Annotated in this window: 24 protein-coding genes and 1 tRNA gene; 11 read left to right on the top strand and 14 right to left on the bottom strand. The window is 63.3% G+C overall.

The window, feature by feature from the left end; translation table 11 throughout:
• Positions 1 to 8: 8 nt before the first annotated feature.
• Genes HMPREF2635_RS04695 through HMPREF2635_RS04685 form a run of 3 tightly spaced genes read right to left on the bottom strand, consistent with a single transcriptional unit; the run spans position 9 to position 2,775 of the window.
• A complete protein-coding gene (locus HMPREF2635_RS04695; protein WP_210401589.1) occupies positions 9 to 971 on the bottom strand; it encodes a metal ABC transporter permease in 963 nt (320 codons plus the stop codon).
• Positions 949 to 1,650: a metal ABC transporter ATP-binding protein gene (locus tag HMPREF2635_RS04690; protein WP_070821334.1), complete on the bottom strand. Its 702-nt coding sequence runs from the start codon at positions 1,648 to 1,650 to the stop codon at positions 949 to 951. Before HMPREF2635_RS04690 ends, HMPREF2635_RS04695 begins: the two co-directional genes overlap by 23 nt.
• Positions 1,651 to 2,775: a metal ABC transporter solute-binding protein, Zn/Mn family gene (locus HMPREF2635_RS04685; RefSeq protein WP_070546305.1), complete on the bottom strand. Its 1,125-nt coding sequence runs from the start codon at positions 2,773 to 2,775 to the stop codon at positions 1,651 to 1,653. It abuts the gene before it with no gap.
• Between the two features lie 71 nt (positions 2,776 to 2,846).
• On the opposite strand from HMPREF2635_RS04685, the gene HMPREF2635_RS04680 reads away from it, so the two are divergent.
• On the top strand, positions 2,847 to 3,932 hold the full coding sequence (locus HMPREF2635_RS04680) for a LacI family DNA-binding transcriptional regulator (RefSeq protein WP_070511070.1): 1,086 nt from the start codon (positions 2,847 to 2,849) through the stop codon (positions 3,930 to 3,932).
• Here the strand turns inward: HMPREF2635_RS04680 and otsB are convergent.
• From otsB to HMPREF2635_RS04655, 5 genes are read right to left on the bottom strand one after another with little or no spacing between them, the layout of a single operon-like run.
• Positions 3,929 to 4,672 (bottom strand): trehalose-phosphatase, encoded by a 744-nt coding sequence (gene otsB / locus HMPREF2635_RS04675; protein WP_070821333.1) that lies wholly within the window; start codon positions 4,670 to 4,672, stop codon positions 3,929 to 3,931. The two genes, HMPREF2635_RS04680 and otsB, sit on opposite strands and share 4 nt — an antisense overlap.
• 30 nt (positions 4,673 to 4,702) lie before the next feature.
• Positions 4,703 to 5,215 carry a hypothetical protein gene (locus HMPREF2635_RS04670; protein WP_046649275.1) on the bottom strand — a complete coding sequence of 171 codons (513 nt, stop codon included), beginning with the start codon at positions 5,213 to 5,215 and terminating at the stop codon, positions 4,703 to 4,705.
• On the bottom strand, positions 5,212 to 6,633 hold the full coding sequence (locus HMPREF2635_RS04665; RefSeq protein ID WP_046649276.1) for an alpha,alpha-trehalose-phosphate synthase (UDP-forming): 1,422 nt from the start codon (positions 6,631 to 6,633) through the stop codon (positions 5,212 to 5,214). Before HMPREF2635_RS04665 ends, HMPREF2635_RS04670 begins: the two co-directional genes overlap by 4 nt.
• A gap of 2 nt (positions 6,634 to 6,635) precedes the next feature.
• Positions 6,636 to 6,983 carry a hypothetical protein gene (locus HMPREF2635_RS04660; RefSeq protein ID WP_046649277.1) on the bottom strand — a complete coding sequence of 116 codons (348 nt, stop codon included), beginning with the start codon at positions 6,981 to 6,983 and terminating at the stop codon, positions 6,636 to 6,638.
• A gap of 50 nt (positions 6,984 to 7,033) precedes the next feature.
• Positions 7,034 to 8,710 (bottom strand): threonine/serine exporter ThrE, encoded by a 1,677-nt coding sequence (locus tag HMPREF2635_RS04655; RefSeq protein WP_046649278.1) that lies wholly within the window; start codon positions 8,708 to 8,710, stop codon positions 7,034 to 7,036.
• 186 nt (positions 8,711 to 8,896) lie between these two features.
• Between HMPREF2635_RS04655 and HMPREF2635_RS04650 the strand changes: the two genes are divergently transcribed.
• Positions 8,897 to 8,969 (top strand) — tRNA-Thr (locus HMPREF2635_RS04650).
• A gap of 40 nt (positions 8,970 to 9,009) precedes the next feature.
• On the opposite strand, the gene HMPREF2635_RS04645 is transcribed toward HMPREF2635_RS04650, so the two are convergent.
• Positions 9,010 to 9,537, bottom strand: coding sequence for a TetR/AcrR family transcriptional regulator (locus tag HMPREF2635_RS04645; RefSeq protein ID WP_046649279.1), 528 nt, complete (start codon positions 9,535 to 9,537; stop codon positions 9,010 to 9,012).
• Positions 9,524 to 11,023, bottom strand: coding sequence for an MFS transporter (locus tag HMPREF2635_RS04640; protein WP_070546760.1), 1,500 nt, complete (start codon positions 11,021 to 11,023; stop codon positions 9,524 to 9,526). The genes HMPREF2635_RS04645 and HMPREF2635_RS04640 overlap by 14 nt, the downstream gene beginning before the upstream one ends.
• A 169-nt stretch (positions 11,024 to 11,192) precedes the next feature.
• Here HMPREF2635_RS04640 and HMPREF2635_RS04635 point away from each other — a divergent pair, with 169 nt between their 5' ends.
• Complete coding sequence (locus HMPREF2635_RS04635; protein WP_070546757.1) at positions 11,193 to 12,938, top strand: pyruvate dehydrogenase; 1,746 nt, start codon at positions 11,193 to 11,195, stop codon at positions 12,936 to 12,938.
• An 82-nt stretch (positions 12,939 to 13,020) separates the two neighbouring features.
• On the opposite strand, the gene HMPREF2635_RS04630 is transcribed toward HMPREF2635_RS04635, so the two are convergent.
• Positions 13,021 to 14,310, bottom strand: a complete 1,290-nt coding sequence (locus HMPREF2635_RS04630) for an MFS transporter (RefSeq protein WP_070546754.1) — start codon at positions 14,308 to 14,310, stop codon at positions 13,021 to 13,023.
• 80 nt (positions 14,311 to 14,390) lie between these two features.
• Here HMPREF2635_RS04630 and HMPREF2635_RS04625 point away from each other — a divergent pair, with 80 nt between their 5' ends.
• The 3 genes from HMPREF2635_RS04625 (at position 14,391) to HMPREF2635_RS04615 (ending at position 17,464) form a co-directional block, all read left to right on the top strand.
• Complete coding sequence (locus HMPREF2635_RS04625; RefSeq protein WP_070546752.1) at positions 14,391 to 15,164, top strand: MerR family transcriptional regulator; 774 nt, start codon at positions 14,391 to 14,393, stop codon at positions 15,162 to 15,164.
• A 132-nt stretch (positions 15,165 to 15,296) separates the two neighbouring features.
• Complete coding sequence (locus HMPREF2635_RS04620) at positions 15,297 to 16,001, top strand: response regulator transcription factor (RefSeq protein WP_046649284.1); 705 nt, start codon at positions 15,297 to 15,299, stop codon at positions 15,999 to 16,001.
• Positions 16,002 to 16,012: 11 nt separating this feature from the next.
• On the top strand, positions 16,013 to 17,464 hold the full coding sequence (locus HMPREF2635_RS04615; RefSeq protein ID WP_070821332.1) for a sensor histidine kinase: 1,452 nt from the start codon (positions 16,013 to 16,015) through the stop codon (positions 17,462 to 17,464).
• Between the two features lie 24 nt (positions 17,465 to 17,488).
• Here HMPREF2635_RS04615 and HMPREF2635_RS04610 read toward each other — a convergent pair whose 3' ends face one another.
• Positions 17,489 to 17,917, bottom strand: coding sequence for an HIT family protein (locus HMPREF2635_RS04610; protein WP_046649286.1), 429 nt, complete (start codon positions 17,915 to 17,917; stop codon positions 17,489 to 17,491).
• A gap of 34 nt (positions 17,918 to 17,951) precedes the next feature.
• Here HMPREF2635_RS04610 and purD point away from each other — a divergent pair, with 34 nt between their 5' ends.
• Both purD and purB read left to right on the top strand, forming a co-directional pair.
• On the top strand, positions 17,952 to 19,226 hold the full coding sequence (purD, locus tag HMPREF2635_RS04605; RefSeq protein WP_070821331.1) for a phosphoribosylamine--glycine ligase: 1,275 nt from the start codon (positions 17,952 to 17,954) through the stop codon (positions 19,224 to 19,226).
• 39 nt (positions 19,227 to 19,265) lie between these two features.
• The gene (purB, locus tag HMPREF2635_RS04600; protein ID WP_070821330.1) at positions 19,266 to 20,705 is read left to right on the top strand and encodes an adenylosuccinate lyase; all 1,440 of its coding nucleotides are present in this window, start codon (positions 19,266 to 19,268) and stop codon (positions 20,703 to 20,705) included.
• A 196-nt stretch (positions 20,706 to 20,901) separates the two neighbouring features.
• Here purB and HMPREF2635_RS04595 read toward each other — a convergent pair whose 3' ends face one another.
• Together HMPREF2635_RS04595 and HMPREF2635_RS04590 are read right to left on the bottom strand one after the other, a co-directional pair.
• Positions 20,902 to 22,170, bottom strand: coding sequence for a hypothetical protein (locus HMPREF2635_RS04595; RefSeq protein ID WP_070821329.1), 1,269 nt, complete (start codon positions 22,168 to 22,170; stop codon positions 20,902 to 20,904).
• Positions 22,170 to 22,976, bottom strand: coding sequence for a serine/threonine protein kinase (locus HMPREF2635_RS04590; protein ID WP_070821328.1), 807 nt, complete (start codon positions 22,974 to 22,976; stop codon positions 22,170 to 22,172). Before HMPREF2635_RS04590 ends, HMPREF2635_RS04595 begins: the two co-directional genes overlap by 1 nt.
• 64 nt (positions 22,977 to 23,040) lie before the next feature.
• On the opposite strand from HMPREF2635_RS04590, the gene HMPREF2635_RS13265 reads away from it, so the two are divergent.
• From HMPREF2635_RS13265 to HMPREF2635_RS04575, 3 genes are read left to right on the top strand one after another with little or no spacing between them, the layout of a single operon-like run.
• On the top strand, positions 23,041 to 23,898 hold the full coding sequence (locus HMPREF2635_RS13265) for a phosphoribosylaminoimidazolesuccinocarboxamide synthase (RefSeq protein ID WP_070821327.1): 858 nt from the start codon (positions 23,041 to 23,043) through the stop codon (positions 23,896 to 23,898).
• Between the two features lie 9 nt (positions 23,899 to 23,907).
• Positions 23,908 to 26,016 carry a S9 family peptidase gene (locus tag HMPREF2635_RS04580; protein ID WP_070821326.1) on the top strand — a complete coding sequence of 703 codons (2,109 nt, stop codon included), beginning with the start codon at positions 23,908 to 23,910 and terminating at the stop codon, positions 26,014 to 26,016.
• A 54-nt stretch (positions 26,017 to 26,070) separates the two neighbouring features.
• Positions 26,071 to 26,757, top strand: coding sequence for a DUF2334 domain-containing protein (locus tag HMPREF2635_RS04575; RefSeq protein ID WP_049154755.1), 687 nt, complete (start codon positions 26,071 to 26,073; stop codon positions 26,755 to 26,757).
• The last annotated feature ends 43 nt before the right edge of the window (positions 26,758 to 26,800 follow it).

Here is a 26,800-nt window from a genome sequence, read left to right as displayed (position 1 = left end):
CATCTAGCCTAATCCTGATGCGCGCAGTGCTCATCGTGCGTCGAGGTGTGGTGTGTCTCGGCGTCGGCGCGATCGGTGGCGGCGCGGAAGTGTTCCTGGGAGGCGCGGCGGGCGGCGACGTCGTCGCGGACGGCCTTGCGGCTGCGAGCCCAGCCGATGCCGCGGCAGACCAGGTAAATAACAAAAGAGATGCTCGTGACGAAGACCGAGACGGGCAGGCCCGGCGCCAGGGAGAGGACCAGGCCGCCCACGGCGGAGACTTCCGCGAAGATGGTGGACCACACCACCGCGCGCAGCGGGGAGGAAGTTACCTGCACCGCCGCGGCACCCGGGGTGATGAGCAGCGCCATGACCAACAGCGAGCCGACAATCTGCACCGACTGCGCGGCCGTCAGACCCACGAGGATGGCGAAACCCACCGCGAGCCACCTGACCGGCAGGCCGGCCGCCTGGGCCATGACGGGGTCCGCGGAGGCGAAAAGCAGCGGGCGCCAGAAGAGCACCACGACAGCAACCACGATGGCGGTCGTGGCGGCGAGCAGCCACACCGAGGCGGAGGACACACCGACGATCTGGCCAGTGAGCAGCGTCATCGCGGTCTTGGCGTTGCCGGGGTAGAGGTGCAGGAAGAGCACCGAAAGGCCGAGGCCGAAGCTCATGACCACGCCAATAGCGCTGTCCTGTTGTCCTTTGAGCCCCAGCACCGCCAGGATGATGGCCGCGACGATGGCGCCGGCAATCGCGCCGAAGCCGATGTTGAGGCCGAACAGCAAAGCGGCGGCCGCGCCCATAAGCGCGAGCTCCGAGGTAGCGTGCACGGAGAAGGACATTTGGCGCAGGACGATGAGCGAGGTCATCACTCCGGAGAGGATTCCCAGCAGCGCGCAGGCGATGAGCGAGGACTGGACGAAATCAACACCTAGCAGGTACTGGGTGTCCTCGATGAACTTAGACAACGATGAGCCTCCCATCGAGGTTGAGGACGGTCACGGAAGAGCCATAGAGCTCCGAGAGCACCTCGGAGCGCATGACTTCGTCGACCGGGCCGAACGTGTGACCATTGGGCGCGAGGTAGAGCACCTTATCCACGACGCCCAGTACCGGGTTGATTCCGTGGGTAACAAAAAGCACGGAGGTGCCGCGCTCGTGGCGCCACGCATTGAGCTTCTCGACGGTCGCCTGCTGCCGCGCCGGGTCCAAGGACAAGAGCGGCTCGTCCGCGAGGATGAGCTCTGGGTCGTTGGCTAGGGCCTGGGCTTGGCGGATGAGCTGTTGCTGCCCGCCCGAGAGCTGGCCCACGCGGCGGTCAGCGATGCCGGTGGCACCGACTTCGGCGAGGAGCTCGTCCACGCGCCCCCGGGCAGGACGTCGGTTGCGCAGCGTGCCATGCGCCAGGGACAGCGACACGAGGTCTCGGGCGCGCAGGGGCAGGTCCTGAGGGAACATCCTTTGCTGCGGGATAAAGCCCACACGGCAGTTGATATCTACGCTGCCCGCGGTGAGCTGGCGGGTACCCAAGATAGTGCCGAGGAGCGTGGATTTGCCCACGCCGTTGGGGCCTAAAACGGCGATGAACTCGCCGCGGTCTACGGCGAGGTTCATGTCCGACCACAGCGGTTCTACTGCGGCGTTCTTAAAAGAGATGAGCACTTACACAGCCTCGAGTGCGTTGACGACTTCCTCGTAGTAGTCGAGGAAGTTGGTCCCCTCCGGCGGGGTTTCACCAATCTCTACCACCGGGATGTTCTTATCCTCGGCGGCGGCGCGGATGCGCTTGGTCATGTCGGTTTCGGTCTGTGGGTTAAAGATGAGCAGGTCGATCTTGTCCTGCTTGATGTCCTCAAGGAAGCGGGCCAAATCGGCGGCGGTGGGCTCGCCCTCAGCGACGGTGGCCTTGCGGTAGCCCTCCGGGGTGGCGTCGGTGCTGTCGGTGTACTTGAAGATGTAGTCCGCGATGGGCTCGGTCTGCGCGTAGTTGCGCTGCGGGAGCTTCTCGATGCGTGCCTTCAGGCCCTCCACGCGCTCGACTAGCGGATCGGCGGTGGCCTTAGCCTCTGGGTTGGTCTCGTTAACGAGCTCGGCCACTTCGGTCGCCACCTTCTCGATGGCTGCGGCGTCGTACCACACGTGCTCGTTGCCATCGATGTTGGTGACCTGCTCGGGGTGCTCGGCGGCGATCTTCTTGGCCTCGTCCATGGTCACGGTGTCGCCTTCGTGAGCGTGGTCATGGTCATGCCCGTGTTCGTGCGCATGGTCATGCGCACGCTCGTCATGGTCGTGCGCATGGTCGTGCCCTTCTTCATGATCATGCTCGTGTTCCTCGCCATGATCATGCTCGTCATGGTCATGGCCACCATGATCGTGAGCGGTAAGCGGGAGCGCGTGAATGATCTGGTCCTGGTTCTTGACGGCCTGGTAAAGCCAGGCGTCGTAACCGCCGCCACCGGCGATGATGACGTCAGCCTCGTTGGCGCGGGCGATGTCCGCGGCGGTGGGCTCGAAGTGGTGTGGGTCCACGCTGTTACCGCTCACGATGGGGTGAACGTCGATGTTCACGTCGGTCTGCGCGGTGTTGACGACCGCCTGGGCCACATCAGCCCAGATGGAGGTCGAGGCGACGACCTGAATGGTCTCCTTGTCGGAACCGGCATCCGAGCCGCCATCGGCGTTATCGCCGCTGGAAGAACAGGCGGTGAGCGAAGCGGCGCCCAGGGTGGCTGCGAAGAGGAGAGCGGTGGGACGTCGGAAAGCACGGCGTGAGAGGGAAGTGGTCATGCCCCTATTTCTACGTTTAGTGAAAATTGTTGTCAAATGATAATGAGTTGAAAAAGGGTAATGTTGCCGTCATGTCCAAACGCAGCACGACGCTGGCCTCCCTAGCGGCCGAACTTGGGGTTTCGCCCACCACGGTGTCCAACGCGTACAACCGGCCGGACCAGCTGGCGCCTGCCACCCGCGAGCGCATCCTCGCCGCCGCGGCTGAGCGTGGATACACAGGCCCGGATCCCACCGCACGCAGCTTGCGCACGCGCCGCCAAGGTTCACTGGGTGTTCTGCTCACCGAGCACCTTTCCTATGCCTTCGAGGACATGGCTTCTGTGGACTTCCTCGCCGGCATGGCGGAGGCCTCGGCGGGGGCGAGCACGACGTTGACTCTCATCCCTGCCGGGCCGGATACCGCCGGCGCGCCCAACGACGCCCAGGCAGCGCAGCTCGTAGGTTCGGCTGCCGTCGACGGTTTCGTGGTCTATTCCGTGGCAGCGGGAGATGCTTACCTCGACGCCGTGCAGCGCCGTGGCCTGCCGGTGGTGGTGTGTGACCAGCCCACGGATTCCGGCCTGCCCTTCGTGGGCATCGATGACCGCGCCGCGATTGCCCCGGCGGCGCAGGCGCTTGTCGACGCCTCCCATACCCGCATCGGTATCCTTGCCATCCGCCTACACCGCGAGCGCCTCGACGGCGAAGTGACGGCCGCACAACTGGCCGCGGCGGACATGCACGTGCAGCGCTCACGTGTATTGGGTGCGCTCGATGTTTTTGCAGACGCGGGACTCGATCCTGCAGACATCCCCGTGGTGACGCGACACATCAACGATTCGCGTACGGCTTACGCGGCCGCGGAGGAGCTGCTGACTAAGTACCCGGATCTCACCGCGGTGTTGTGCACGACGGATTCGATGGCGCTCGGGGTTATGGCTTATGCGCGCGATCATGGAATCGCGGTTCCCGAGCAGCTCTCCGTCACCGGCTTCGATGGCATCGCGCCGGCCCTGGCGCTGGGCCTGAGCACCGTCGTGCAGCCGAACAAGGAAAAGGGGGCGGCGGCGGGGCGCATGCTGGCCAGCCTCATCGAGGGGCGCGGCGAGGTGCCGCGCGTGTTGTTGGAGACCACCTTCCGCCCGGGGCGCACCGTGGCGCCGGTCGGGGCTTAAGAGCTGTGCTGCGCGCGAGCGGCGGCGAGTTCTTCGAGGAACTCTGTCACCGCCGCGATATCGGGCACGCGCAGCGCCGCCTGCGTTGCGCCCTCACCAACCTTGACACCGAGGTCCGGCGGCTGATTGAGCGCGGCGAAGCCGTCTTCGTCGGTGGTGTCATCCCCTAAAAAGACCACCGCTGTGGCCCCGACGCGGTGACGAAGCTTGTCAATCCACGTGCCCTTCGTGGCCTGCGTTGCGGAGAACTCGACGACGCACTTGCCCGCAGTCTTGGGGAAACCATCGGCGCTTAAGGCCTCGCCTTCCGCATAAGCAGCAGCGGCGGCGTCTGGGTCTTGCAACTCCAGCGCCCGCAGGTGCAGCACGCGCTGGAAGGGTTTAACCTCCAGCTCCGCGCCGGGGTGGCGGGCGATAATCTCCTTGATTTCCGCTTCCTTCTTGGCCAAGTAGGCTTCCATCTCCGGGGTGAGCGCGGATTCTTCCCACGAGGATTCGGCCCCATGCGAGCCACCAAAAAGCACCGGCTCGCGCAGCGGGCATACTCGCATCAGGCCATCGAGGTGGCGCCCAGAGAGCACTGCCGCGGTGGTGTTAGGTAGTTGCGCCAAGGCAGCGAGAGCATCCAGCGAGCGCTGCTCGGGGCGCACTGCGTAGGCGTTGCGCGCGAAGCCGGCCAAGGTGCCATCGAAGTCGGAAACAACCGCTAAATGTTCGGCGGCGGCGAGAGCATCAATCATGCTCCCCACCCTAGCGCTGAAACTTCGGAGCTATAGCGCGGCCATGCGGATAATCGGTGAATCCACCTTGTCGGTGCGCAGCGTCAACACGAGTTGGTTGTTGGGGTTGAGCGCGAAGTCGAACTCATGGCCTTCGGCGATGAGGTTGCGCATCAGCGAATCAGCCCATTGCATCGAGCCCTCGCAGTCGCCGCTTCGCGGTGGGCTTTCATAGGTGGCTTTCTCCACCCGCATGATATCGCCCTCCCAGATCGTGGAGGTTTTGTCATCCTTGTGGAAGGACACCTCAGCGGTAAACGGTACGCAGCCAGTTGAGCCCACCGCGGTGTGCTCACCGAAGCTCATATGGGGCACGTGTGCAGTATCGGCAGGGAGGGAGGAAGGAGCGTCCGGTGAGGTGTAGAGGTTGATGACCTGCCAATCCTTGCCCACGATGCGGTCATCGCCGCGCGGGGCAGGTTCCTCCTCAGCGGAGCTGCATCCAGCTAGGCCAAGCGCAAGCAGCACAGTACTGAGCACAGCGGTGAGCCGGCGCCGCATCATGCTTCCTCCTGGTCCAAAGCGCCGAGGAAGGACTGCGACCACAGCGCGATATCGTGCTGACACACCTGCTCGTTCATAGCAATCATGCGCTCGCGCATGGTCTCGGGGAATTCCTCCAGTGCTTTGACCGCGGAGAGTAGGGCGCGCTTGATGGATTCGATGTCGAAGGGGTTGCACAGGTTGGCTTGGGTAAGCTCTGCTGCCGCGCCCGCAAACTCGGAGAGCACGAGTGCACCTGTGCCGTCGCCGTGGGAGGCCACGTATTCCTTGGCCACTAGGTTCATGCCGTCCTTAAATGGCGTGACCAGCATGATGTCCGCGAGCCGGTAATAACGCCGCAGGACGTCCTTCGGTACGGAACTGTGCTGGTAATGCACCACCGGCGCGCCGAGGCGCCCAAAGCGGCCATTGATGCGGCCCACGGCCTCCTCCACCTTTGAACGCGTGGCGCGGTAATGGTCGATGCGTTCGCGCGAAGGAGTAGCCAGCTGGACGAAGGTTACCTCGTGTGGGTCCAGCGCACCGGTCTCGAGGAGCTCCTCGAAGGCGGTGAGGCGCTGCAGGATCCCCTTCGTGTAATCCAGGCGGTCCACACCCAAAATGACGTGCTTGGGGTTCCCCAGCTCAGCGCGCAGCTGGGCGACGTCCCCCGCATCGCCACCGTCAGCGAATTCACCCGCCGCAATAGAAATGGGGAAAGCGCCTACCCCGACAGAATGCCCGCTACCGGTCACGATGCGAGCGGTGACCGCGCGGGTGCTGACCTCCCCTTCTACGTCCAGCCCTTGGGTGCGGGCCAGCTCCAAGAAATTGCGGGCGTTGGATTCGAGGTGGAAGCCGATCAGGTTGGCGTCGAGAAGCCCCCGCACCAACTCCTCACGCCACGGCAACTGGCGGAAGAGATCCGGGGAGGGGAAGGGAATGTGCAGGAAGAATCCAATGGTGAGGTCGGGGCGTAGCTGGCGCAGGATGCCGGGGACGAGCTGGAGCTGATAGTCCTGCACCCACACCGTGGCATTCTCTGCGGCGACGGCTGCTACCTCGTTGGCAAAACGCAGGTTGACCTCGCGGTAGGCATCCCACCAGTCGCGGTTGTAGACGGGGGTGACGATGAGGTCGTGGTAGAGCGGCCACAGGGTGGCGTTGGAAAAGCCCTCATAGAAGGCCTCAAAATCCTCCTGTGTCAGGCGCACCGGGTGAAGGAGGACACCGTTATCCGTGGTGAAGGGCTCGGGAGCTTCGTCGGCTACGCCCGGCCATCCCACCCAGCAGCCCTGGTGTTCTTCCAAGACCGGGGAGAGCGCGGTGACGAGGCCGCCGGGGGATGCCTTCCACTCGCGGGTGCCATCGGCGGCGGTCTCGAGGTCCACCGGCAGGCGATTGGCAACGACGACGAAGCTATTGGTGCGCCCGGACATAGCTAGGCCTTCTTTGCGGCCTTTTTAGTTGCCTTCTTCGTGGCCTTCTTAGTTGTCTTCTTGGTGGCTTTCTTCGTGGCCTTCTTAGTCGTCTTCTTCGTGGATTTCTTAGAAGCCTTCTTCGTGGCCTTCTTGCTGCTCTTCTTGGGGGCAGCATCGGCTTGCTCGGCCAGCACCTTGCGGTGGACCAAGCCTTCTGGCTCGACGCCCAGCATCGACATGAGGGTCACGCCGTCGAGGAAATCCTCCGCATAGGTGGCGACAACGCGGCGCGCGGAGCGGGCGGTCTCCTCCTCTACTGCGTGAGTCTGGTCAGCCGCGGGCTGGGTATCTGTGACCTTTGGTGGCACGGAGTCCTCCTGGGATGAAGTATGAAAGCTTTCAGACCGGCTATTCTACGCTATTGCGACTTCGTTGGGGCGCTCGGGTCATCTTTGCCGGGCACCGTGTAGGTGGGGCGCTGCGCCGGAAATTGCGTGGTAACGGGCCACATGTCCGTGATGGCATCGCCCTGCTGGAAGCGCGCCTGCTGTGCGGGCGTCGGTGGTTTGGGCCCATATTGCGGCGGCGGGGCCGGCAGATTGTGGCGCGGGGCGAAGGGAGACAGGGGTACGCGGGGAATGCGGGCGCGCTGCGCCAGGCGGGTGGCGCGCGCGAAGGAGAACGTGCCTAGGCGCTTGAAGGCGGTGTAGGGGCGGAAGTACTGCGGGCGGCGCAGGCGGCGGGCGACTCGCTCGCCGAAGACGACGCCGGCGGCAAGTGCACCGGCGATGGCGAGGGCGCTGGCCAGGTTGGTCAGGCCGGTGATGAGCTGCTCGTTGAGCATGGCGTACATGCCGCGGTACAACGTCAGGCCTGGAAGCATGGGCGTATAGCCCACGATCATAGTGATGAGTGGCGGCATCATGTAGCGACGGGAGAGTAGGCCGCCGGCCAAGCCCACCGCTGCGGCAGAAATGCCCGAGGCAATGACGGCCCCGACGCCCAAGAAGACGACGAGGAAGTAGTAGAACACCATACCGGCGGCGGCCGTGAGACCGGAGATGGTGACCTCGGACCAGGAGGCTCCCAGCGCCAGCGCAAAGGCGGCGGAGCCGATGCCGCCGCACAGTACGAGCAGTGGGATTTGGTGATAGACGGGCGGGGCGAGCGTGGCTAGTGGGGGAAGGCTAAAGCCCAACCACGACGCCACCTGGATACCCAGGCCCACGCCGGCGATGATGGCGCCGGTGGACATGAGAGCCTCAAAGAACTTCGCGGACGAGGTCACGGGTGCGCGGGTGATGCCGTCCACGAGGCACTGTACGAGCGTTAGTCCCGCCACCAGCACGACGATGCCGGAACCGATGATTTGGGAGGGTAGCATCTGGATGCCAAATCGCGCGAAAACGTTGTAGAGGATGGCCGCGGGAATGACGGCAAGCAGGCCGCCGACAAGGTTCTGATAGAACGGCGGCAGCCGGTAGCCGGCGAGGAACATATTCGTGCCCATGATGAGTGCCGAAATGAGGAAGGTGACAACACCGACGAGAAGGTCACCGCCCAGCATCACGGCGATGAATCCACCCATGGCACCCCACGCGCTGACGATGGTGGTCTTGGAATAGGGGTTCTTCATCGCATCGATGTCATCCAAGATCTTCTCCGCCATTGCCGGTGGCGTAGCACCGGAATGGATGGAGCGGATGAGCCTGTCAACGGCGGATAGTTTGGTGAAATCCACGGCGATGCTCGGCGCCACGCGGAAGACGTGGAGGTTGTGCCGATCCGGCCCTGTGCCGATGGCGGTGTGGATAGTGATGGTGTTCATCAGGATCGACACGTGGCAGTAGTGCAGGCCATAGGAGGATGCGACGAGGTGAATCTGTGCCTGCACGTCGGTATTGGCTGAGCCCGCTGCAATCAGGATTTCGCCGACGCGCGCGGCGATCTCCATGACGCCGGTGACCTGGGCCGGATCGGTGAGATCGACTGGGGCGAGCGGGGAGGGCGGCGGTGCGGCCTTAGCGGCGTCAATGGTGGCGACCGGAGCCGACCGGTACAGCAGGCGCTGGCGCAAGGAAGAAAGAACAGACACGGAAAAGAAAGACCTCAACAACACTTCTGGGTTCGGTAAGTCAGCACTTTAGTAACTGCCGCGGATTTATGCACCTGCCAGTGCTTTTCGGGCCCCTGACGGCCGCTTTTTCGCAGTGCAACCACCCTGGCTTTCCGTCCATGGGGTGGGCTCAGGTACGATTCCCCATAGCGGATGAGCCGCGGTGCTGGAGTGGCGCAATCGGTAGCGCAACGGTCTTGTAAACCGTAGGTTGCGAGTTCAAGTCTCGTCTCCAGCTCAAAAGGGCCTTTTTCAAGGCCCTTTCTCTCTTTTAGGGCCTATTCGGCGAGGTGGCCCAAGGCGACGTCGATAAGCGCGCGGCGCCTTTGCGGCGGCAGGGGGCGGTCGGTGAGGTGATCGTGGACCCACAGGCCGTCGGCGATGATCGAGGCCAGCACGACGGATTCATCCTCCGAGACAGGATCGGGGAGCCAGCGCCTGTCGACGTCCCTCCACACCTTCTGGAAGTCCGGATGGGACTGTGAGTGGATGGACATGAGCAATTCAATGAGCGGGTCATTCTTTCCCATGGACTCCAGCGCGGCACGGTAGCGCTGGCGTGGGCTCAGCTGGTCTGCCGTCTTGCCGTCGGAGAGACCGACGAGCTCTTCCTCCCAGCGCTCCGCGCAGAGCTTGTGGCAGTCAATGAGCAGCTCGTGGCGGGTGGGGAAGTGGTAGATGAGCCCAGACTTACTCATACCCGTTGCGGTGGCCAAGGAATCGTAGGTCAGTGCGTGGACGCCATCCTCTTCGATGATGGCGAGCGCCTTTTCGAGCGCCTCGACCTTTTTACTAACGCGTGGCATCGGCACCTCCTGAGGTTGGATTGCTGCGGAAGCACCAGCCGGTGACCGCGGCAAAAATGAGCATGACTACGCCGAGCCCAGCGGCGGTGGCTAGGTAGGCGTCGTTATACGCGGCGCCGGCGGCCTCCGCGAGTGCGGGGTTGTGGAGTGCTTCCATGCCTAAGTCCTGGATGTCCTCGGGGAGCCCGCTCTTGTAGAGCATCGGCAGCACTGATCCAGTGACCGCAATGGACAGCAGCGTACCGAATTCATAAGACACTTCCTCCACGCCCGCGGCCATGCCGGAGCGTGACGCAGGAGCGGCACCGATGATGGCAGTGGAGGACACCGACATCACGAACCCCGCGCCGAGGCCAGTGATGAACAGACCAGCCAGGTATGCGGGGAAGACCTCGTGCGTGCCGCCCCACACCACGCCGCCAATGCCCGCTGCCATGGCGAGGAAGCCGCCAGCGATGATGGGCAAGAAACCCCAGCGGTGCAGGTTAGCCCCGCCCAGCGCGGACATCGGCAGCGCCGCAATCGCGATGAGGGAAATGATGAGCCCAGCGTGCAGCGGGGAGTAGAGGTCCACCAACTGCAGCTTCTGCGTGGTGGTCATTTCCAGCCCTGCCATGCCAAACATGGCGCCGGCTGCGGCCAACACGCCGCCGCTGAAGATGGGCGAGCGGAAGATATCGAAGGTGAGAAGCGGCTCCTTCAGTTTGTGCTGGCGGCGAGTGAAGAGGATGGCACCGATGAGACAGGCAGCCAGCGCGCCGCCAATAAGCATGGCGTTGAGATGGGAGCTGGCGACAGACTTGATGACGAGCACCAGCGAAGCCAGCGTGATCAGCGCGTAAAGGGAAGACAAGAAATCCCACTGCTTCGCCGGGTTCGCCACATTAGGCGGGGCGAGGAAGGCGGTGAGGATGAGCGCGATGATGACGATGGGCACGTTGACCAAAAAGACCGATCCCCACCAGAAATGCTCGAGCAAGAAGCCGCCTACCGTGGGGCCCGCCGCCGCGCCGACGACGGCGATGGAGCCCCAAATGCCGATGGCGGTGTTGCGCTCAATCTCATCCTCAAAGGTCAGGCGAATCAGCGCCAGGGTAGCGGGCATCATGATGGACGCACCGAGACCTAGGAAGGCGCGAGCGGCGACGAGCTCCCACGCGCCGGGGGCGAGTGCGGCGGCCAGCGAAGCGATGCCGAAGACCCACAGGCCGATGACGAACATGCGGCGGTGACCGATCTTGTCACCTAACGTGCCGGTGCCTAGGAGGAGGCCGGCGAGCATGAGCGCGTAGGCGTTGATGATCCACAGCTGCTGCAGCGAGGTGGCGTGCAGCTGCTCGGAGAGCTCCGGCAGGGCAGTGTAAAGGATCGAGTTGTCCAAGCCGATCATGAGCAGACCCAAGGAGATGACACTAAAAAAGATCCACCGTCGGGTCGCTGAGGTGCTTAAGGCCTCTGCGGAGGCTTTCGTGTGAACGTCTGTCATGCTGCGAAACTATAGCGAACGGTCGTTACAGTTTCAAAGTCTTGAATGTTGACTTGTTGTTAAAGTCACAAAGTGCGCGTGACGTGAGAAGGCAGCTTTATGGTGGCGAAACACCACCGGGAGGGAGAACACTGGGGTCCGTTAGCGATAAAAGTTAGAGAGGTACAACATGGCACGCAATTACGCCACGCAACTCGTAGAAACCTTGGAAGCCCAGGGAGTTAAGCGCATCTATGGGCTTGTCGGTGATTCCCTCAACCCCATCGTGGACGCGGTGCGGCAGTCCTCCATCGAGTGGGTCCACGTCCGCAACGAAGAGGCCGCGGCATTCGCCGCTGAGGCGGATTCCCTCACCACCGGCAACCTCGCCGTGTGCGCCGCCTCCTGCGGCCCGGGAAATACGCACCTTATTCAGGGGCTTTACGACGCCCACCGCAACGGCGCCAAGGTCCTTGCCCTAGCCAGCCACATTCCTTCCCGCCAGATCGGCTCGAAGTTCTTCCAGGAAACCCACCCTGAGGCCATCTTTCAGGAGTGCTCCGGCTACTGCGAGATGGTCAACTCCGCTGAGCAGGGAGGCGTGGTCTTGCACCATGCCATTCAGAGCACCATGGCCGGCAAGGGCGTGTCCGTCCTCGTTATCCCGGGTGATGTCTCCACTCAAGAGGCGGAAGAGGACACCTTCACCTCCTCCGTGATTTCCTCCGGCCGTCCGGTTGTCTACCCGGACCCGGCAGAGGCCGCCGCGCTGACCCAGGCCATCAACGAGGCCAAGACCGTCGCCCTCTTCGTCGGTGCTGGCGTCAAGGACGCGCGCGAGCAGGTCCTTGCGCTGGCCGAGAAGATCAAGGCTCCCATCGGCCACGCCCTGGGCGGCAAGATGTACATCCAGTACGACAACCCCTTCGACGTCGGCATGTCCGGCCTGCTCGGCTACGGCGCGGCGCACGAGGCCACCCACGAGGCAGACCTGCTCATCCTGCTGGGCACGGACTTCCCCTATAACGACTTCCTGCCGGATGCCAACGTGGCCCAGGTCGACATCGATGGCTCCCACATTGGCCGCCGCACCCGCATCAAGTACCCGGTGACGGGCGATGTCGCCGCCACCATCGAGAACATCCTGCCGCACGTCGATGAAAAGAAGGACCGCTCCTTCCTCGACAAGATGCTGAAAAAGCACTACGACAAGCTGCATCACGTCGTTGAGGCCTACACCTCCGGCGTCGAGAAGCACACGCCGATCCACCCGGAGTACATCGCCGACCTCATTGACCAGCAGGCCGATGAAGACGCCATCTTCACCGTCGATACCGGTATGTGCAACGTGTGGGGCGCGCGCTACATTACTGCGAACGGTAAGCGCGAGCAGATCGGTTCCTTCCGCCACGGCACCATGGCCAACGCCCTGCCGATGGCCATCGGTGCGCAGGCGGCGCACCCGGACCGCCAGGTCATCACCTTCTCCGGCGACGGCGGGCTGTCCATGCTCATGGGCGAGCTGCTCACGGTGAAGCTGCACAACCTGCCGGTGAAGATGTTCGTGTTCAACAACTCTTCCCTCGGCATGGTCAAGCTGGAGATGCTGGTCCAGGGCCTGCCGGAGCATGAGACCGACCACGAGCACGTCAACTACGCCAAAATTGCGGAGGGTGCGGGCATCAAGCACTTCCGCATCGAGGATCCGAAGGACGCGCCGCGCCTCATCAAGGAGGCCTTGGCCTACGACGGGCCTGCGCTTATCGACGTCGTCACGGACCCCAACGCCCTCTCCTTGCCGCCGACGCTGACCTTTGAGCAGCTGCTCGGATTCTCTAAGGCGGCAACCCGCACCGTCTTCGGCGGCGGCGTGGGCCAGATGCTCTCCATGGCGAAGTCCAACCTGCGCAATATTCCGCGCCCGCAGGACTTTTAATGTGTCGGCGTTAGCGCCACACATTAAAAGAGGCCCACGCCGAAGAGATCGACATGCTCGCGGGTTTACCCCCGCCAAGGTTTTATTCCTTGGCGGGGTCTTTGACTGGGATGAGGACCAGCGCGCCAACGAGCAAGACTAGCCCGATGGCGAGCACGCCTCCCCGATCTCCCTGCCCGAGCAGGGAAACGAAGACGCCAAAGAGGAAGGGCGTCAACCACGCCACGGCTCGGCCGGTCGTGGCGTAGAGGCCAAACATCTCGCCTTCGCGCCCCGGCGGGGCCACACGCGCCAAGAAGCCGCGGGCGGAGGCCTGGGCCGGTCCGACGCAGAGACACAGGATGAGCCCGCAGATCCAGAAGGCCGTCGGCCCCTGCGCCACAAACATGATCCCGGCCATGAGCGTCAAGATGGCCAGGCAGGTGAGGATGATGGCTTTGGGGCCCACGTGGTCGTCGATCAGCCCGCCGACCACCGCGCCCAGCGCGGCCGCAACGTTGGCGGCAACACCGAAGATGAGGACGTCGCCAGGCGAAAGCCCATAGACGGATACGCCCAGCACGGCCCCGAAGCTAAACACCGCGGACAGGCCATCGCGGAAGATGGCAGAAGCAAAGAGGAACGCAAAGGCATTGCGGTCCTCCCGCCACAGCGTTCGCACCGTGCGCCACAGCTCGCGGTAAGACTCCGCCACACCGCCCGTCGATTCACCCGACGGCGCAATCTCCGGCACGCGCAGCAACACGGGGATGGCAGACAGCCCAAACCACGCCGCCGAAAGCAGTGCCACGAGCCGAATATTCCAGCCACCCTCCGTGGACAGCCCCAGTCCGCCGCCCTCGCCGGAGACGAAGCCGAAGTAGCAGATGAGCAGCAGTACGATGCCGCCGAAATAGCCTGCCGACCAGCCCAGGCCGGATACGCGGCCCACCTTGTCCTCGGTGGCCACCTGGTTGAGTTGGGCAAAGTAGTTGACCTCCGCGAATTGGATGGTCACCGAACCTACCGCTAGGCCGATGAGGCCGAGCCAGAAATACGCGGGCGCATCATTGCGGATGAAGAACAGGCTGGCCATGACCAGGAAGGTCAGCAGCGACCAGAAGCCCAGCGCGCGACGCCGCGTGCCCAACCGGTCAGAGCGCTGCCCCATCACGGGGGTCACCGCAAAGATCACCAGGCCCGCCACCGTCATGGACCACGACAGCCACTGCGCCGGGGTGAACTGCGAGTCAATCTGCTGGCCCACCGAGTCGGTGAGGTAGACCGAGAAAATAAACGTCACGAGCACCGCGTTGAAGGCGGCCGAACCCCAGTCCCACAGGGCCCAGGCAGCCACGGTGAGGCGGTCAGTGCGTGTCGAGGCTTGCGTCATGCTTCATTATCGTAGGCAAAAACACCTGCCGAGTGGATGGAGTTGCACTTAACGCGACGTCAACTTTTAGGCTCAACGACATGCGTAACGACTACAGCATCGGCGATGTGGCCGGCATTTTGAAAGTCACCACCCGCACCCTGCGGCACTGGGATGACATCGGCCTGCTTAGCCCCCAGTGGCGCACCGGGGGCGATCACCGCCTCTACACCGAAGATGACGTGCAACGCGGGATGGACATCCTGATTTATCGCAGCGTCGGGATTGAGCTGAAAGACATCGCAGTGCTTCTCGACGCCCCTTCCGCAGCCACCCTGGCCCGCCTCCGCGCCCAACACGAGGCCTTGCAGAAGCGGCGAGCCGACGTCGACGCCATGTTGTACGCAGTGGAAAGACTAATTGAGGAGACTGAAATGGATAAGAACCTAAGCCCCAGCCAAAAAGTGCGGAACCTGGGTGACGCATGGCCCCAACTGCAGGAAGAAGCCCACGAGAAGTGGGGAGACAGCAAAGAATGGGCGGCCAGTGCGGCCGTCGCAGATTCGATGGGAAAGAAGGACTGGGAGGAATTCTCAGTGGACCATGAGAACTTTGCGGCCGAGCTAGAGGAGGCCGCGGACGCAGGACTTGAACCGGGCGGCGAGGAGGCGAAGGTAATCGTCGACAAGCACCGCGCCCTCATCGCCCAGTGGTACCCGGTGTCGAGGTCCAAGCAGGTGATCCTGGCGCGCATGTACTGCGAGGACCCGCGGTTTAACGAGACCTACCGCGGTAATGCCGACTATTTGCGTCAGCTGATTGAGGCGCAAGCGCAGGCGGAAGGGGTGGATCTGGACAATCTCGCCTGGGACTAGTCGGTTCACAGCGCACGTACAGACTCCGCTCAGTACCCTTGGAAGCCAGAGTGCAATACTTCTCACCTTGAATGAGATATCCCTGGCGCCACCAGGCGTTAAGAGAAGCGGAGAAAGGACCAAAGCGGGACCATGGATGATTCGAAGGACGTCAAGGTACTTGTCGTCGATGACGAGCCCAATATCGTTGAGTTGCTCACCGTCTCCCTAAAGTTTCAAGGTTTCGACGTACACAGCGCCAACTCCGGCAACGAGGCCCTGCGCATCGCGCGTGAGATCAATCCAGACGCTTACATCATGGACGTCATGATGCCGGGCATGGACGGCTTTGAGCTGCTGGGCAAGCTACGCGCAGAGGGCCTCGACGGCCCCGTGCTCTACCTGACCGCCAAGGACAGCGTGGACCAGCGCATCCACGGCTTGACCATTGGCGCGGATGATTACGTCACCAAGCCCTTCAGCCTGGAAGAGGTCATCACCCGCCTGCGCGTGATTCTGCGCCGCGGTAACGCGGTGGATGACCAGGACGGCGACGCCACCATGACCTATGCCGACCTCACCCTCAACGATGACACCCACGAGGTCACCAAGGCGGGGGAGATCGTGGAGCTTTCGCCCACCGAGTTCAACCTGCTGCGCTACCTCATGCAGAACCGCGAGGTGGTGCTGTCCAAGTCCAAGATTCTGGATAATGTCTGGCACTACGACTTTGGTGGTGACGGCAACGTGGTCGAGTCCTACATTTCCTACCTACGCCGCAAAATTGATACCGGCGATACCCCGCTTATTCACACCGTCCGCGGTGTCGGTTACGTGCTGCGCATGCCGCGCTCGTAGGCTCATCCACTATGAGCGAACCCACCGCGAGTATTCAGGCCCCACAATCCGGGGTGACGCTGGTGCGGGATAAAGCCCCGCGCCGGCGTATGCAGCGCCCCAAAGCGCTGCCCCTGCGCACGTGGCTACTTGTCCTCATGGTGCTGGTATCGGGGCTTGGCCTGGCCATGTCCTCCCTGGCGGTGTCGTCGATCATGCGCAACGTGCTCTACACCCGAGTGGACACCGAGCTTAACGACGCCCACAGCTCCTGGGCCAGCAACCTCGACGAGTCCTTTTATATGCCGCAGGACGGAAGCCGCCGACCCCCGACGGATTATGTGGCGCTGGCGTACTATCCCGATGGCTCCGTGGTGACCACGCGGCCGATCGCGGCGTTGCCCGATGCACGCAACGTGATCGTCGGTGGGGAACCCACCACCGTGCGCTCGATTCAGGGCGAAACCGAATGGCGGGCCGTGGCCAAACTCCAACGGGATGGTTCCGTGGTGGTCGTCGCCAAAGACATGACGACGGAAAACTCCATCCTGAAAGGGTTGGCGATTGTCCAGGTGATCATCGCGGCCTTGGTCATGCTGATCATCGCGGTGGTGGGCATGTGGCTGATCCACCGGGCGCTGCGGCCGCTGCGCGTGGTCGAGAAAACGGCTTCCCAAATCGCGGCGGGCAACCTGGACAAGCGCGTGCCGGAGTGGCCGCTGCACACTGAAGTGGGGCAGCTTGCCGCAGCGCTCAACGTCATGCTGGGGCAGCTGCAGAATTCCGTCGTCGATGCGCAGGAAAAAGAACAGCAAATGCGCCGCTTCGTCGGCGATGCCTCCCACGAGCTGCGCACGCCGCTGACCAGCCTGCGCGGCTACACGGAGCTGTACCGCTCGGGGGCTACCCAGGACGCGGAGTTTGTCTTCAGCAAGATCGATGCCGAGTCTAAGCGGATGTCGTTGCTCGTGGAGGATCTGCTGGCCCTGACGCGCGCGGAGGGCTCACGCCTGGACATGCGCGAGGTTGACATGCTGGAACTTGTGCTGTCAGTGGGTTCCTCGGCGCGGGCGGCTTTTGCGGGCCGCACCATCAACGTCAACAACGAGGCCTCCGGGATTCCAATGGTCAACGGAGACCCGGATCGCCTACACCAGGTATTGCTTAACCTGGTGTCCAACGGTATCCGCCACGGCGGCGAGGAGGCGTCGGTGACGCTGACCTTGCGCGACGACGAGGAGCACGTGCTTATCGACGTTGCCGATGACGGCAAGGGCATCTCCCCCGAAGACGCGGCCCATATCTTTGAGCGCTTCTACCGTGCAGACACCTCGCGCACCCGCGATACGGGTGGCTCGGGTTTGGGCTTGGCCATCGTGAAATCACTCGTCGAGCAGCACGGCGGTTTAATCTCCGTGGATTCGGAGCTGGGCAGCGGCTCGGTGTTTACCGTCCAGCTGCCCAAGGCGGCAGCTAGTGCCTAGCTGCCGAAAGGTAGCAGTCAGCTCTTAGCTGTCGCGGCGGCCATCCTCGTCCGTGCCGAGGTGCTGGCGGATGCGCGCGGCGGCCTCGTCCATGGCGGCGGGGTCGGTGGCGTCGGCAGCGAAGGCCTTGGCGAAGTCGTAGTCTTCCATCTTCTCGGTGGGGAAGAGGTGGATATGGGTATGGGGAACGTCGAAGCCAGCGATGATGTAGCCCGTACGCGGGGTGTCGAAGGCCGTCTTGATGGCGCCACCGATCTCCAGGGCGATCTCGTTGAGGTGTGCCCAGGTTTCTGAATCGAGGTCAGTCCACTTATCGACCTCCTCGACCGGCACCACCAAGGTGTGGCCATAACGCAGCGGCTCGATGGACAAAAACGCCACGCACTTCTCGTCGCGGTACACAAAGCGAGCAGGCAGCTCGCCCTCGATGATCTTTGTAAATACGGAAGACATGGCCCCTAGGCTACCGCCAGTTAAGATAGACGGCATGCGCATTCTCGTTATTGGCTCGGGCGGCCGCGAACACGCCCTGCTCACCGGCCTGAAAGCTGACCCTTCTGTTACCGATCTGCACATTGCCCCCGGTTCCCCGGCGCATAAGATGCAGGCCACCATCCACCCGGAGTATTCCCAGGTGGACGATCCTGCACGTATGACGGAGCTGGCAGTGGACATCGCAGCGGACCTCGTCGTCATTGGACCGGAGGTGCCGCTGGTGAAAGGCGTGGCGGATGCACTGCGTGAGCGCGGCATTGCGGTCTTCGGGCCGTCGGCAAGCGCGGCACAGATCGAAGGTTCCAAGGCCTTTGCTAAGGACGTGATGGCGGCCGCCGGCGTGCGCACCGCCCGCGCGGAGCAGCTCGCCCCCGGCACCAGCGATGAGGACATCGAGGCCGCCCTCGATCGTTTCGGCCCGCACTTCGTGGTTAAGGACGACGGCTTGGCCGGCGGCAAGGGCGTGGTGGTGACCGAATCCCGCGAGGAAGCCCGCGCGCACGTTGACGCCGTCCATGTAGCCGGCAACCCGGTGCTGCTCGAGTCCTTCCTCGATGGCCCTGAGGTTTCCCTGTTCTGTCTCGTGGATGGTGAGACCGTCGTGCCGCTGCTGCCGGCGCAGGACCACAAGCGTGCCTATGACAACGATGAAGGCCCCAACACCGGCGGCATGGGCGCTTATACGCCGCTGCCGTGGCTGCCTGCCGACGGTACCCAGCGCATCGTCGACGAAGTTTGCGTCCCCGTGGCCAAGGAAATGGTCAAGCGCGGCACGCCGTACACCGGGCTGCTGTATGCAGGACTGGCCTGGGGCAAGGAAGGCCCGGCCGTCGTCGAATTCAATTGCCGTTTCGGTGACCCGGAAACGCAGGCGGTCTTGTCCCTTCTGAAGTCCCCACTGGGAGAGGTCCTGCACGCCACCGCTACCGGACAGCTAGCGGAGCTGGCGCCGCTGGAGTGGGAAGACGGCTATGCCGTCACCGTGGTGCTGGCCGCCGAGGGCTACCCGGCTTCGCCGCGCAAGGGCGATCCGATTGCCTCGCCGGATCTTGATGATCCCACCCGGGTTCTGCACGCCGGTACCACCACGGGGGAGGGCGGCTACGTCTCCAACGGTGGTCGCGTTCTCAACGTTCTCGGTCGCGGTGCCACCCTCGCTGATGCCCGCGCAGCCGCCTACGAGGTTCTCGGCGGCATCGAGCTGGAGGGCAGCTTCTTCCGCACGGACATTGCACTGCCGGCGGAGAAGGGTCAGATTAGCATCTAATCCCCTGATAATGCCTCCTTTGGGGTGCGGCGTGGAATAATGAGCGACGTGGCTGAAAAGAAGAACATTTCCAACGTCCTGTCCGCTCGATACGCCTCCCCAGAGATGGCTGAAATCTGGTCCCCGGAACACAAGATTATTCTGGAGCGCCAGCTGTGGATTGCGGTGATGACGGCGCAGAAGGATCTTGGCGTCGACATCCCTGCCTCGGCTATCGCCGCTTACGAGGCGCAGGTTGAGAACGTCAACCTCGCCTCCATCGCGGAGCGTGAGCGCGTTACGCGCCACGACGTCAAGGCGCGCATCGAGGAGTTCAACGCCCTAGCCGGCTGCGAGCACATCCACAAGGGCATGACCTCGCGTGACCTGACGGAGAACGTGGAGCAGCTGCAGATTCTGCGTTCTTTGGAGCTAACCCGCGATAAGGCCATCGCGGTGGTTTCGCGCATCGGTGAGCGTGCCGCGCAGTACCAAACGCTGGTGATGGCGGGCCGCTCCCACAACGTCGCTGCCCAGGCCACGACCCTGGGCAAGCGTTTCGCCTCCGCTGCCGACGAGCTCCTGCTGGGCATCGAGCGCGTGGAATCGCTGCTGAGCCGCTATCCGCTGCGCGGCATCAAGGGCCCGATGGGCACCTCGCAGGACATGCTCGACCTCATGGGCGGCTCCGAAGACAAGCTCGCCGCGTTGGAGACCCGCATTGCGGATCACCTGGGCTTCTCCCGCGTGTTCAATTCGGTGGGTCAGGTTTACCCGCGCTCCCTCGATTTCGATGCCGTGTCGGCGCTCGTTGAGCTCGGCGCTGGGCCTTCCTCGCTGGCCACGACCATTCGCCTGATGGCCGGCAACGAGACCGTGACCGAAGGTTTCAAGGAAGGCCAGGTCGGCTCCTCAGCCATGCCGCACAAGATGAATGCCCGCTCCTGCGAGCGTGTGGGCGGCTTCCAGGTCATTCTGCGCGGTTACCTGACGATGGTGGCGGATCTGTCCGGCCAGCAGTGGAACGAGGGTGACGTGTTCTGTTCGGTGGTACGCCGCGTGGCGCTGCCCGACGCCTTCTTCGCTATCGACGGCATGTTTGAAACCTTCCTCACCGTGCTCGACGAGTTCGGCGCTTTCCCGGCCATGATTGACCGCGAGCTGGAGCGCTACCTGCCGTTCCTCGCCACCACCCGCATCCTCATGGCGGCGGTGCGCGCGGGCGTGGGCCGTGAGACCGCGCACGAGGTCATCAAGGAAAATGCCGTCGCCGTGGCGCTCAACATGCGTGAGAATGGCGGGGAGCAGGACCTCATTGAGCGCCTGGCTGCCGATGAGCGCCTGCCGCTCGATGCCGCCGCCCTTGAGGCCGCGCTGTCGGACAAGCACGCCTTCATCGGTGCTGCCGAATCGCAGGTAAGCCAGATCCTGGGCCGCATCAAGGCGATTGTTGACCAGCACCCGAAGGCCGCGGCCTACACCCCGGGCGAGATCCTCTAGCCCACGCGGCCAGGGGGGCATCCAGTGATCTGGGGCGACCGGGCGTGGTACGTTTTCGCAGACAATCCCTCTCAAACGCGAGTTTTCGGGGCGCTATTTACGAAAACGTACCTCGTTGGCCCGGTCCATGTACGTTTCGATCAAATAAGGTTGCCCAGATCGAATTTTCTGGCCCTTATTTGATCGAAACGACCATCTAGTCACGTTCTGCTTTATCCGGCGCGTTGTCCGCGCCCTTCGTTGCGGACTCGATGGCGCTGCGGGTTGTACCCCAGGCTTGCCGGGCGCGGTTGGTTACGGTTTCGCGGGCTTCTAAGGTGCGTTGCTGCGCAACACCAGCGGCTTCGCGGGCCATGTTGGTGCCGGTGGCAGTCAGCTCGCGGAAGGCATCGATGCGCCGGACGGGCTCTAAGCCCTCGGTTCCTTCGACAGCAAGGTTGGCAGCGTCGGCGAAGTCACGCAGTTGGGCAAAGAAGTGGTTGACCTCCGCTACGGCGCGGGGAGAGTTCCAGTCGATGGCTTTGCGCAGCGTCGAGAAGCTGCCCAGCTCGTGGGCAATGTGGGCGATGCTGGTGAGGTCTTCCAGCAAACGAGCGGCGCGCCTCTGCCGCGCCCGAGCAACAGCCGCGGCGTAGTCTTTGGCCACCTCGCCCTCCACGGCATTGGCGCGGCTGAGCTGAAGCACATACATCTGGTTCTGCAGCTGCACGGTTCGGGCAAGCTCGTAGAACCACGAGCCTGCGTCGTCGTTAGTCTTCTGGAAGGTCGCGCGCACCTTCCCGGGCGAAGTCTTTGACCTCGCCATCGTCTCCGCCACGGCCCGCAGGTGTCGCAGTACCTGGCCTTGCAGCTTAGCCAGGTCCGCAGTGAGGTGGGCGATGGTTGCCCACTGCGTATCGGTCACCTCAGCGGTGTCCTCGAGGACGAGGGCGGCCTCCGCCAGCATCTCCGCCACGCCATCAATCTCACCAGCCAGCGAATCCTTCTGGAAGCGCAGCACCTCATCGAGCTTGGCGTCGATATGTTCCAGGTAAGCCTGCATCTGCTCCATCTGCTTCTCGACGGCCGCCTGCTGCATCATCGACGCCAGCACCATCGGAGCCGCCGGCGTGAGCAGGCCGGCCTTCTCAAACTGCAGGTGCTTCAGCAGGCTTCCACCGTTGTGCGAAGCAACGCCGCGGCCGACATCCTTGGTGCGGATTACACCGGCGCGGATATCCCCCGGCTTGATGCCCAGGCGCTTGAGGTACGCAGCGGACTCAGCATCGAGCTTGAGCCAACGTCCAGATTCCTTCTGGTAGTCCTCGATACCTGTGAGCACCTGGCTCGCACGGCGGAGGATCTGGGGAGTGACGGGAGAGAGCTCCGCCTGGTCGGAAAGCCGTTTCAGCTCGGATTCGGGGCCGATAACAAGTGCGCCTTCCTCACCGGTAATGACGGTTAGCTCGGCGTCGCTCTCAGCCATTAGGCCATCCCGGGGAGGCGCAGAACCGGCAGCTCAAAGCCGCCGAAAGAGGCGCCGTTGGAGGCGAGGTAGCCGCCGATCACCAGCACGGTGAGCACCGTCATGACGCCGAGGACCGCCGCGCCCGTGGACGAGGTTTGCTGCTGCGTCGTCTTGCCCGGGATGGGTAGCTCTGGCACCGGCTGGATGCCCTCCTGCGCACCGCGGCTGCGCAGCTCTTCCACGCACTCGGCAAAGGACTGCACCTGCGCTGCGTTGAAGGCATCGACGGCCTCTTTTTCCTGCGCCTGGTTTTCTGCCAGAGCGGCGCGCAGCTTAGGGCTGAAATCGCTACCCGTCGACAACAACGGTGCCGGTCCCTTCTCAGTCCGGGACTTCGCCGCATTGATGGAGTATTCGGCATCCCCCGGCAACAGCACCGATTCATCCTCCACCAGGTCCTCCGGGGCGGACGCGCCGACCATGATGATGACCATATCCGCGCCCGTGTAGCCGGCCTTGCCCAGCGCGGCCACCGTCGCCGCGTAGCCCGGAGCCTTGCTGATATCGCGCGAGGTGTACGCGGAGAAGTCCAGCTTCGGGAACTGCGCTTGAATCTTCTCCGAGGTCGCGCGGATGGTGTTGATGTAGCCCGCCCGGACATCGCGGGCTAGTGCGCGATCCGTGGCCGACGCCGACATCGTGCACAGCCACTGTCCGTGGGCGGACTCGCGCACGGAGATGTCGGCTGCGTGCGCAGCGGGCACAGACAGGGCGGCGCCCACCAGCGCAGCGGAGGTCAAAAGGGAGGTCAGGCGAGAGTGCACGGGCTTAGCTCCTCGGGATTGGGACGTATCTTGAAGCAGTCTAGACGGGTCTAGAATGTATGTCATGCGTCCAGAACTTTCTTCCTATGCCCACATCGCCTCCGGCAAGGTGCGCGATATCTACGAAATCGATGACAACACCCTGCTCATGGTGGTCTCCGACCGCATTTCCGCCTATGACCACGCTCTCGAGCCGGCCATCCCCGACAAGGGCCGCGTGCTCACGGCGACGTCGAAGTTCTTCTTCGACGCCATCGACTTCCCCAACCACTTGTCCGGACCGCTCGATGACGAGCGCATCCCCGAGGAAGTCCTTGGCCGCGCAATGGTCGTGCAGAAGCTCGACATGCTTCCTTTCGAGTGCGTCGCCCGCGGCTACCTCACCGGCTCCGGGCTCAAGGAGTACAAGGCATCCGGCAGCGTGTGCGGGGTCGAGCTGCCCGAGGGGTTGACCGAGGCTTCCCGCCTGCCCGAGCCCATCTTCACCCCAGCCACCAAGGCGGAGCAGGGCGAGCACGATGAAAACGTCTCCTTCGATGTCGTCGTGGACAAGCTCGGCCGCGAGCGCGCCGAAGAGCTGCGCGATGCCACCCTGCGCATTTATGCCAAGGCCGCCGCGTTGGCGGAGGAGAAGGGCATTATTTTGGCGGATACGAAGTTCGAGTTTGGCGTCGATAAGCACGGCACTTTGGTCTTGGCCGATGAAGTCCTCACACCGGACTCCTCGCGCTACTGGCCGGCCGATACGTACGAGGAAGGCAAGGTTCAGCCTTCCTTTGATAAGCAGTACGTGCGCGATTGGCTCACCAATTCCGGCTGGGACAAGGAGTCCACGCCGCCGCGGCTGCCAGACGACGTTGTCCAGGCCACCCGCGCGCGTTATGTTGAGGCCTTTGAGCGCCTGTCCGGAACCACTTTTTAAGGAGGCTGAATGAACGCACCGATTGCTGCTAAGCGCCCGGTGACGCGTGAGTTTCACGGCCGCAGCTTCGTCGATGACTACGAGTGGCTGCGCGCGAAAGAAGCCCCGGAAACCCGGGAGTACCTCGAGGCGGAAAACGCCTACACGAAGGAGCGCACCGCACACCTGGAGACCTTGACGGAGAACATCTTTACCGAGGTTAAGTCCCGTATCAAGCAGACGGACATGTCCGTGCCCCAGCGCCGCGGTAAGTACTGGTACTACGGCCGTACCGAGGAGGGCAAGGAGTACGGCTACAGCTGCCGCATCCCGGTGTCGGAAGGCTCCGATCCGTGGACCCCACCGACCATCCCAGAGGAGGGTGCGCCGGAAGGGGAGCAGGTGCTTCTCGACGTCAACGCGCTCGCCGAAGACCACGACTTCTTCGCCCTGGGTGCGTCTACGGTGAGCGATTCCGGGGACTTGCTGGCCTATTCGGTCGACGTGGCCGGCGACGAGCGCTTTGAGCTTTTCATCAAGGACCTGCGTTCAGGCGAGCTGTTGGAGGATCGTCTGGAAGGCATCTTCTATGGTGCGACGTGGGTCGGGGAGGAATTCATCTTCTACACCACCGTGGATGACGCGTGGCGGCCGGACACCGTGTGGCGCCACCGCGTTGGCACCCCACAGTCGGAGGACGTCGTGGTCATGCGCGAGGAGGATTCGCGCTTCGGCATCGGCGTGGGCACGACACGCAGCGAGAAGTACATCATGATTGTCTCCGGCTCGAAGACGACGAATGAGGCGTGGGTGCTCGAGCAGGACAACCCGGAGGGCGATTTCCGCTGCCTGTGGGCGCGCGAGACCGGCGTGGACTACGACGTCGACCACGCCGTGGTGGGCGGCACCGATTATTGGGTGGTCACGCACAATGCCACCGGCCCCAACTTTGCCTTAGGTTACTGTCCTGTCTCCGATGACCTTCCAGCCTTGCGCGAACTCACCGTCCTCATGCCACACGATGACACAGTGCGCATTGAGGGCGTGGATTGTTACCGCGACCAGATTATCGTGGGCTATCGCCGCGGCGGGATCGGCCGTGCAGCGGTGATGGATGTGCGCCAAGGGTGGGCGCGCTTCGACGAGCTTCACTTCAACGAGGAGCTCTACACCGTCGGCGTGGCCGGTAACCCCGAGTGGGACGCGCCGGTGCTGCGCGTGAGCTATACCTCCTTCATCCAGCCGGCCCAGCTCTTTGATTACCGCGTGGCGACCGGCGAGTACACGCTGCTGAAGGAACAGGAAGTCCCTGGCGGCTATGACAAGGATGAGTACGTGGCTTACCGCGTCTGGTCTGAAGCACCTGACGGGACGAAGGTGCCGGTGTCCATCGTGCACCGCGCGGACCTCGACCGCACGCAGCCGAACCCGACGCTGCTGTATGGCTACGGCTCCTATGAGGCGAACATGGACCCGTATTTCTCGGTCTTCCGTTTGTCTCTCATGGACCGCGGCATGATCTTTGCCATGGCGCACGTGCGCGGTGGTGGTGAGATGGGCCGCAACTGGTACGACGACGGCAAAATGCTGGCGAAGAAGAATACGTTTACGGACTTCATCGCGGTGGCCGATGACCTCATCGCGCGCCGGGTGACCACGCCTGACACCTTGGTAGCGGAGGGCGGTTCCGCCGGTGGCCTGCTCATGGGCGCGGTGGCCAACATGGCACCGGATAGGTTCAAGGCCATCGAGGCGAACGTGCCGTTCGTGGATCCGTTGACGTCTATTCTGATGCCGGAGTTGCCGCTCACGGTGGTGGAGTGGGAAGAATGGGGCGACCCGTACCATGACCCGGAGGTCTACGACTACATGGCCTCCTACTCGCCGTATGAAAATATTGCGCCGCAGGAGTATCCCAATATCCTGGCGTTGACCTCGCTCAATGACACCCGCGTGCTCTATGTGGAGCCGGCGAAGTGGGTAGCCAAGCTTCGCGACGTCGCCACCGGCGGCGAGTTCCTCCTCAAGACGGAGATGGCCGCCGGCCATGGTGGTGTGTCTGGCCGCTATGCCAAGTGGCGGCAAGCAGCATTCGAGTATGCGTGGCTGATTAACCAAGCTACGGGGGCGGAGGCTTAAGCATCACCCCCGCTCGGCGCGCGGCGGCGCGGTGGCTATGCGATAATTTTCCTTATGCATGGCCACCTTTTGGTTTCGATTTCCAGTATCTTCGACGACACCCGAAGGCAGGCCGCTGACCTGCTGGAGCAGTTCGATAAAGCGGATATCCCGGTGTCCTTGCTCGTAGCGCCACACATCGATGGCAATTGGCACCTAGCTAAGGATGAGTCGACGCGATCGTGGTTGCGTGATCAAGCGGAGGGCGGCCGCGTGCTCATTCTCAACGGCTTCGACCAAGCAGTTCAGGGCCGCCGCGCGGAGTTCGCGAACTTGGATGCGCACGAGGCACGTCTGCGCCTGAAGGGGGCGACGCGGCAGATGGCAAAGATCGGTTTCGAACCCACTATCTTTGCGCCGCCGCGCTGGCGCATGTCGGAAGGCACGCTCACTGTCCTTCCCGAGTTTGACTTCGACTTCGCCGCCTCTACCCGAGGTATCCATGATTTGCGCTCTGGCGAGCTCCACCAAGCCCGCAACCTGTCCTTTGGTGAGGGTTTTGGTTCTGCGAAGTGGTGGCGCCGCAACATCATCCGCGCCGCGGAGCGCTCCGCCGAGCGCGGCAATACCGTGCGCCTGTCCATTTCGGGACGCAACCTTGATGACCGCAAGGTTGTTTCCGATTTCCTCAAGGCTGCCGAGCGCGCCATGGCAGCAGGTGCCCGCCCCGCCGACTATTCCGTTTTCACGCACGCCGAATAGCCCACCAACCTCTTTTTCTTTGGGGTGTGGCCGAATTAGACGC

This window comes from Corynebacterium sp. HMSC035E02, assembly GCF_001836065.1.
In the GTDB taxonomy this organism is placed as follows: Bacteria; Actinomycetota; Actinomycetes; order Mycobacteriales; family Mycobacteriaceae; genus Corynebacterium; species Corynebacterium hiratae.
Note: the sequence above shows the minus strand (reverse complement) of the source record. Positions and strands in the feature narration are given on the sequence as shown.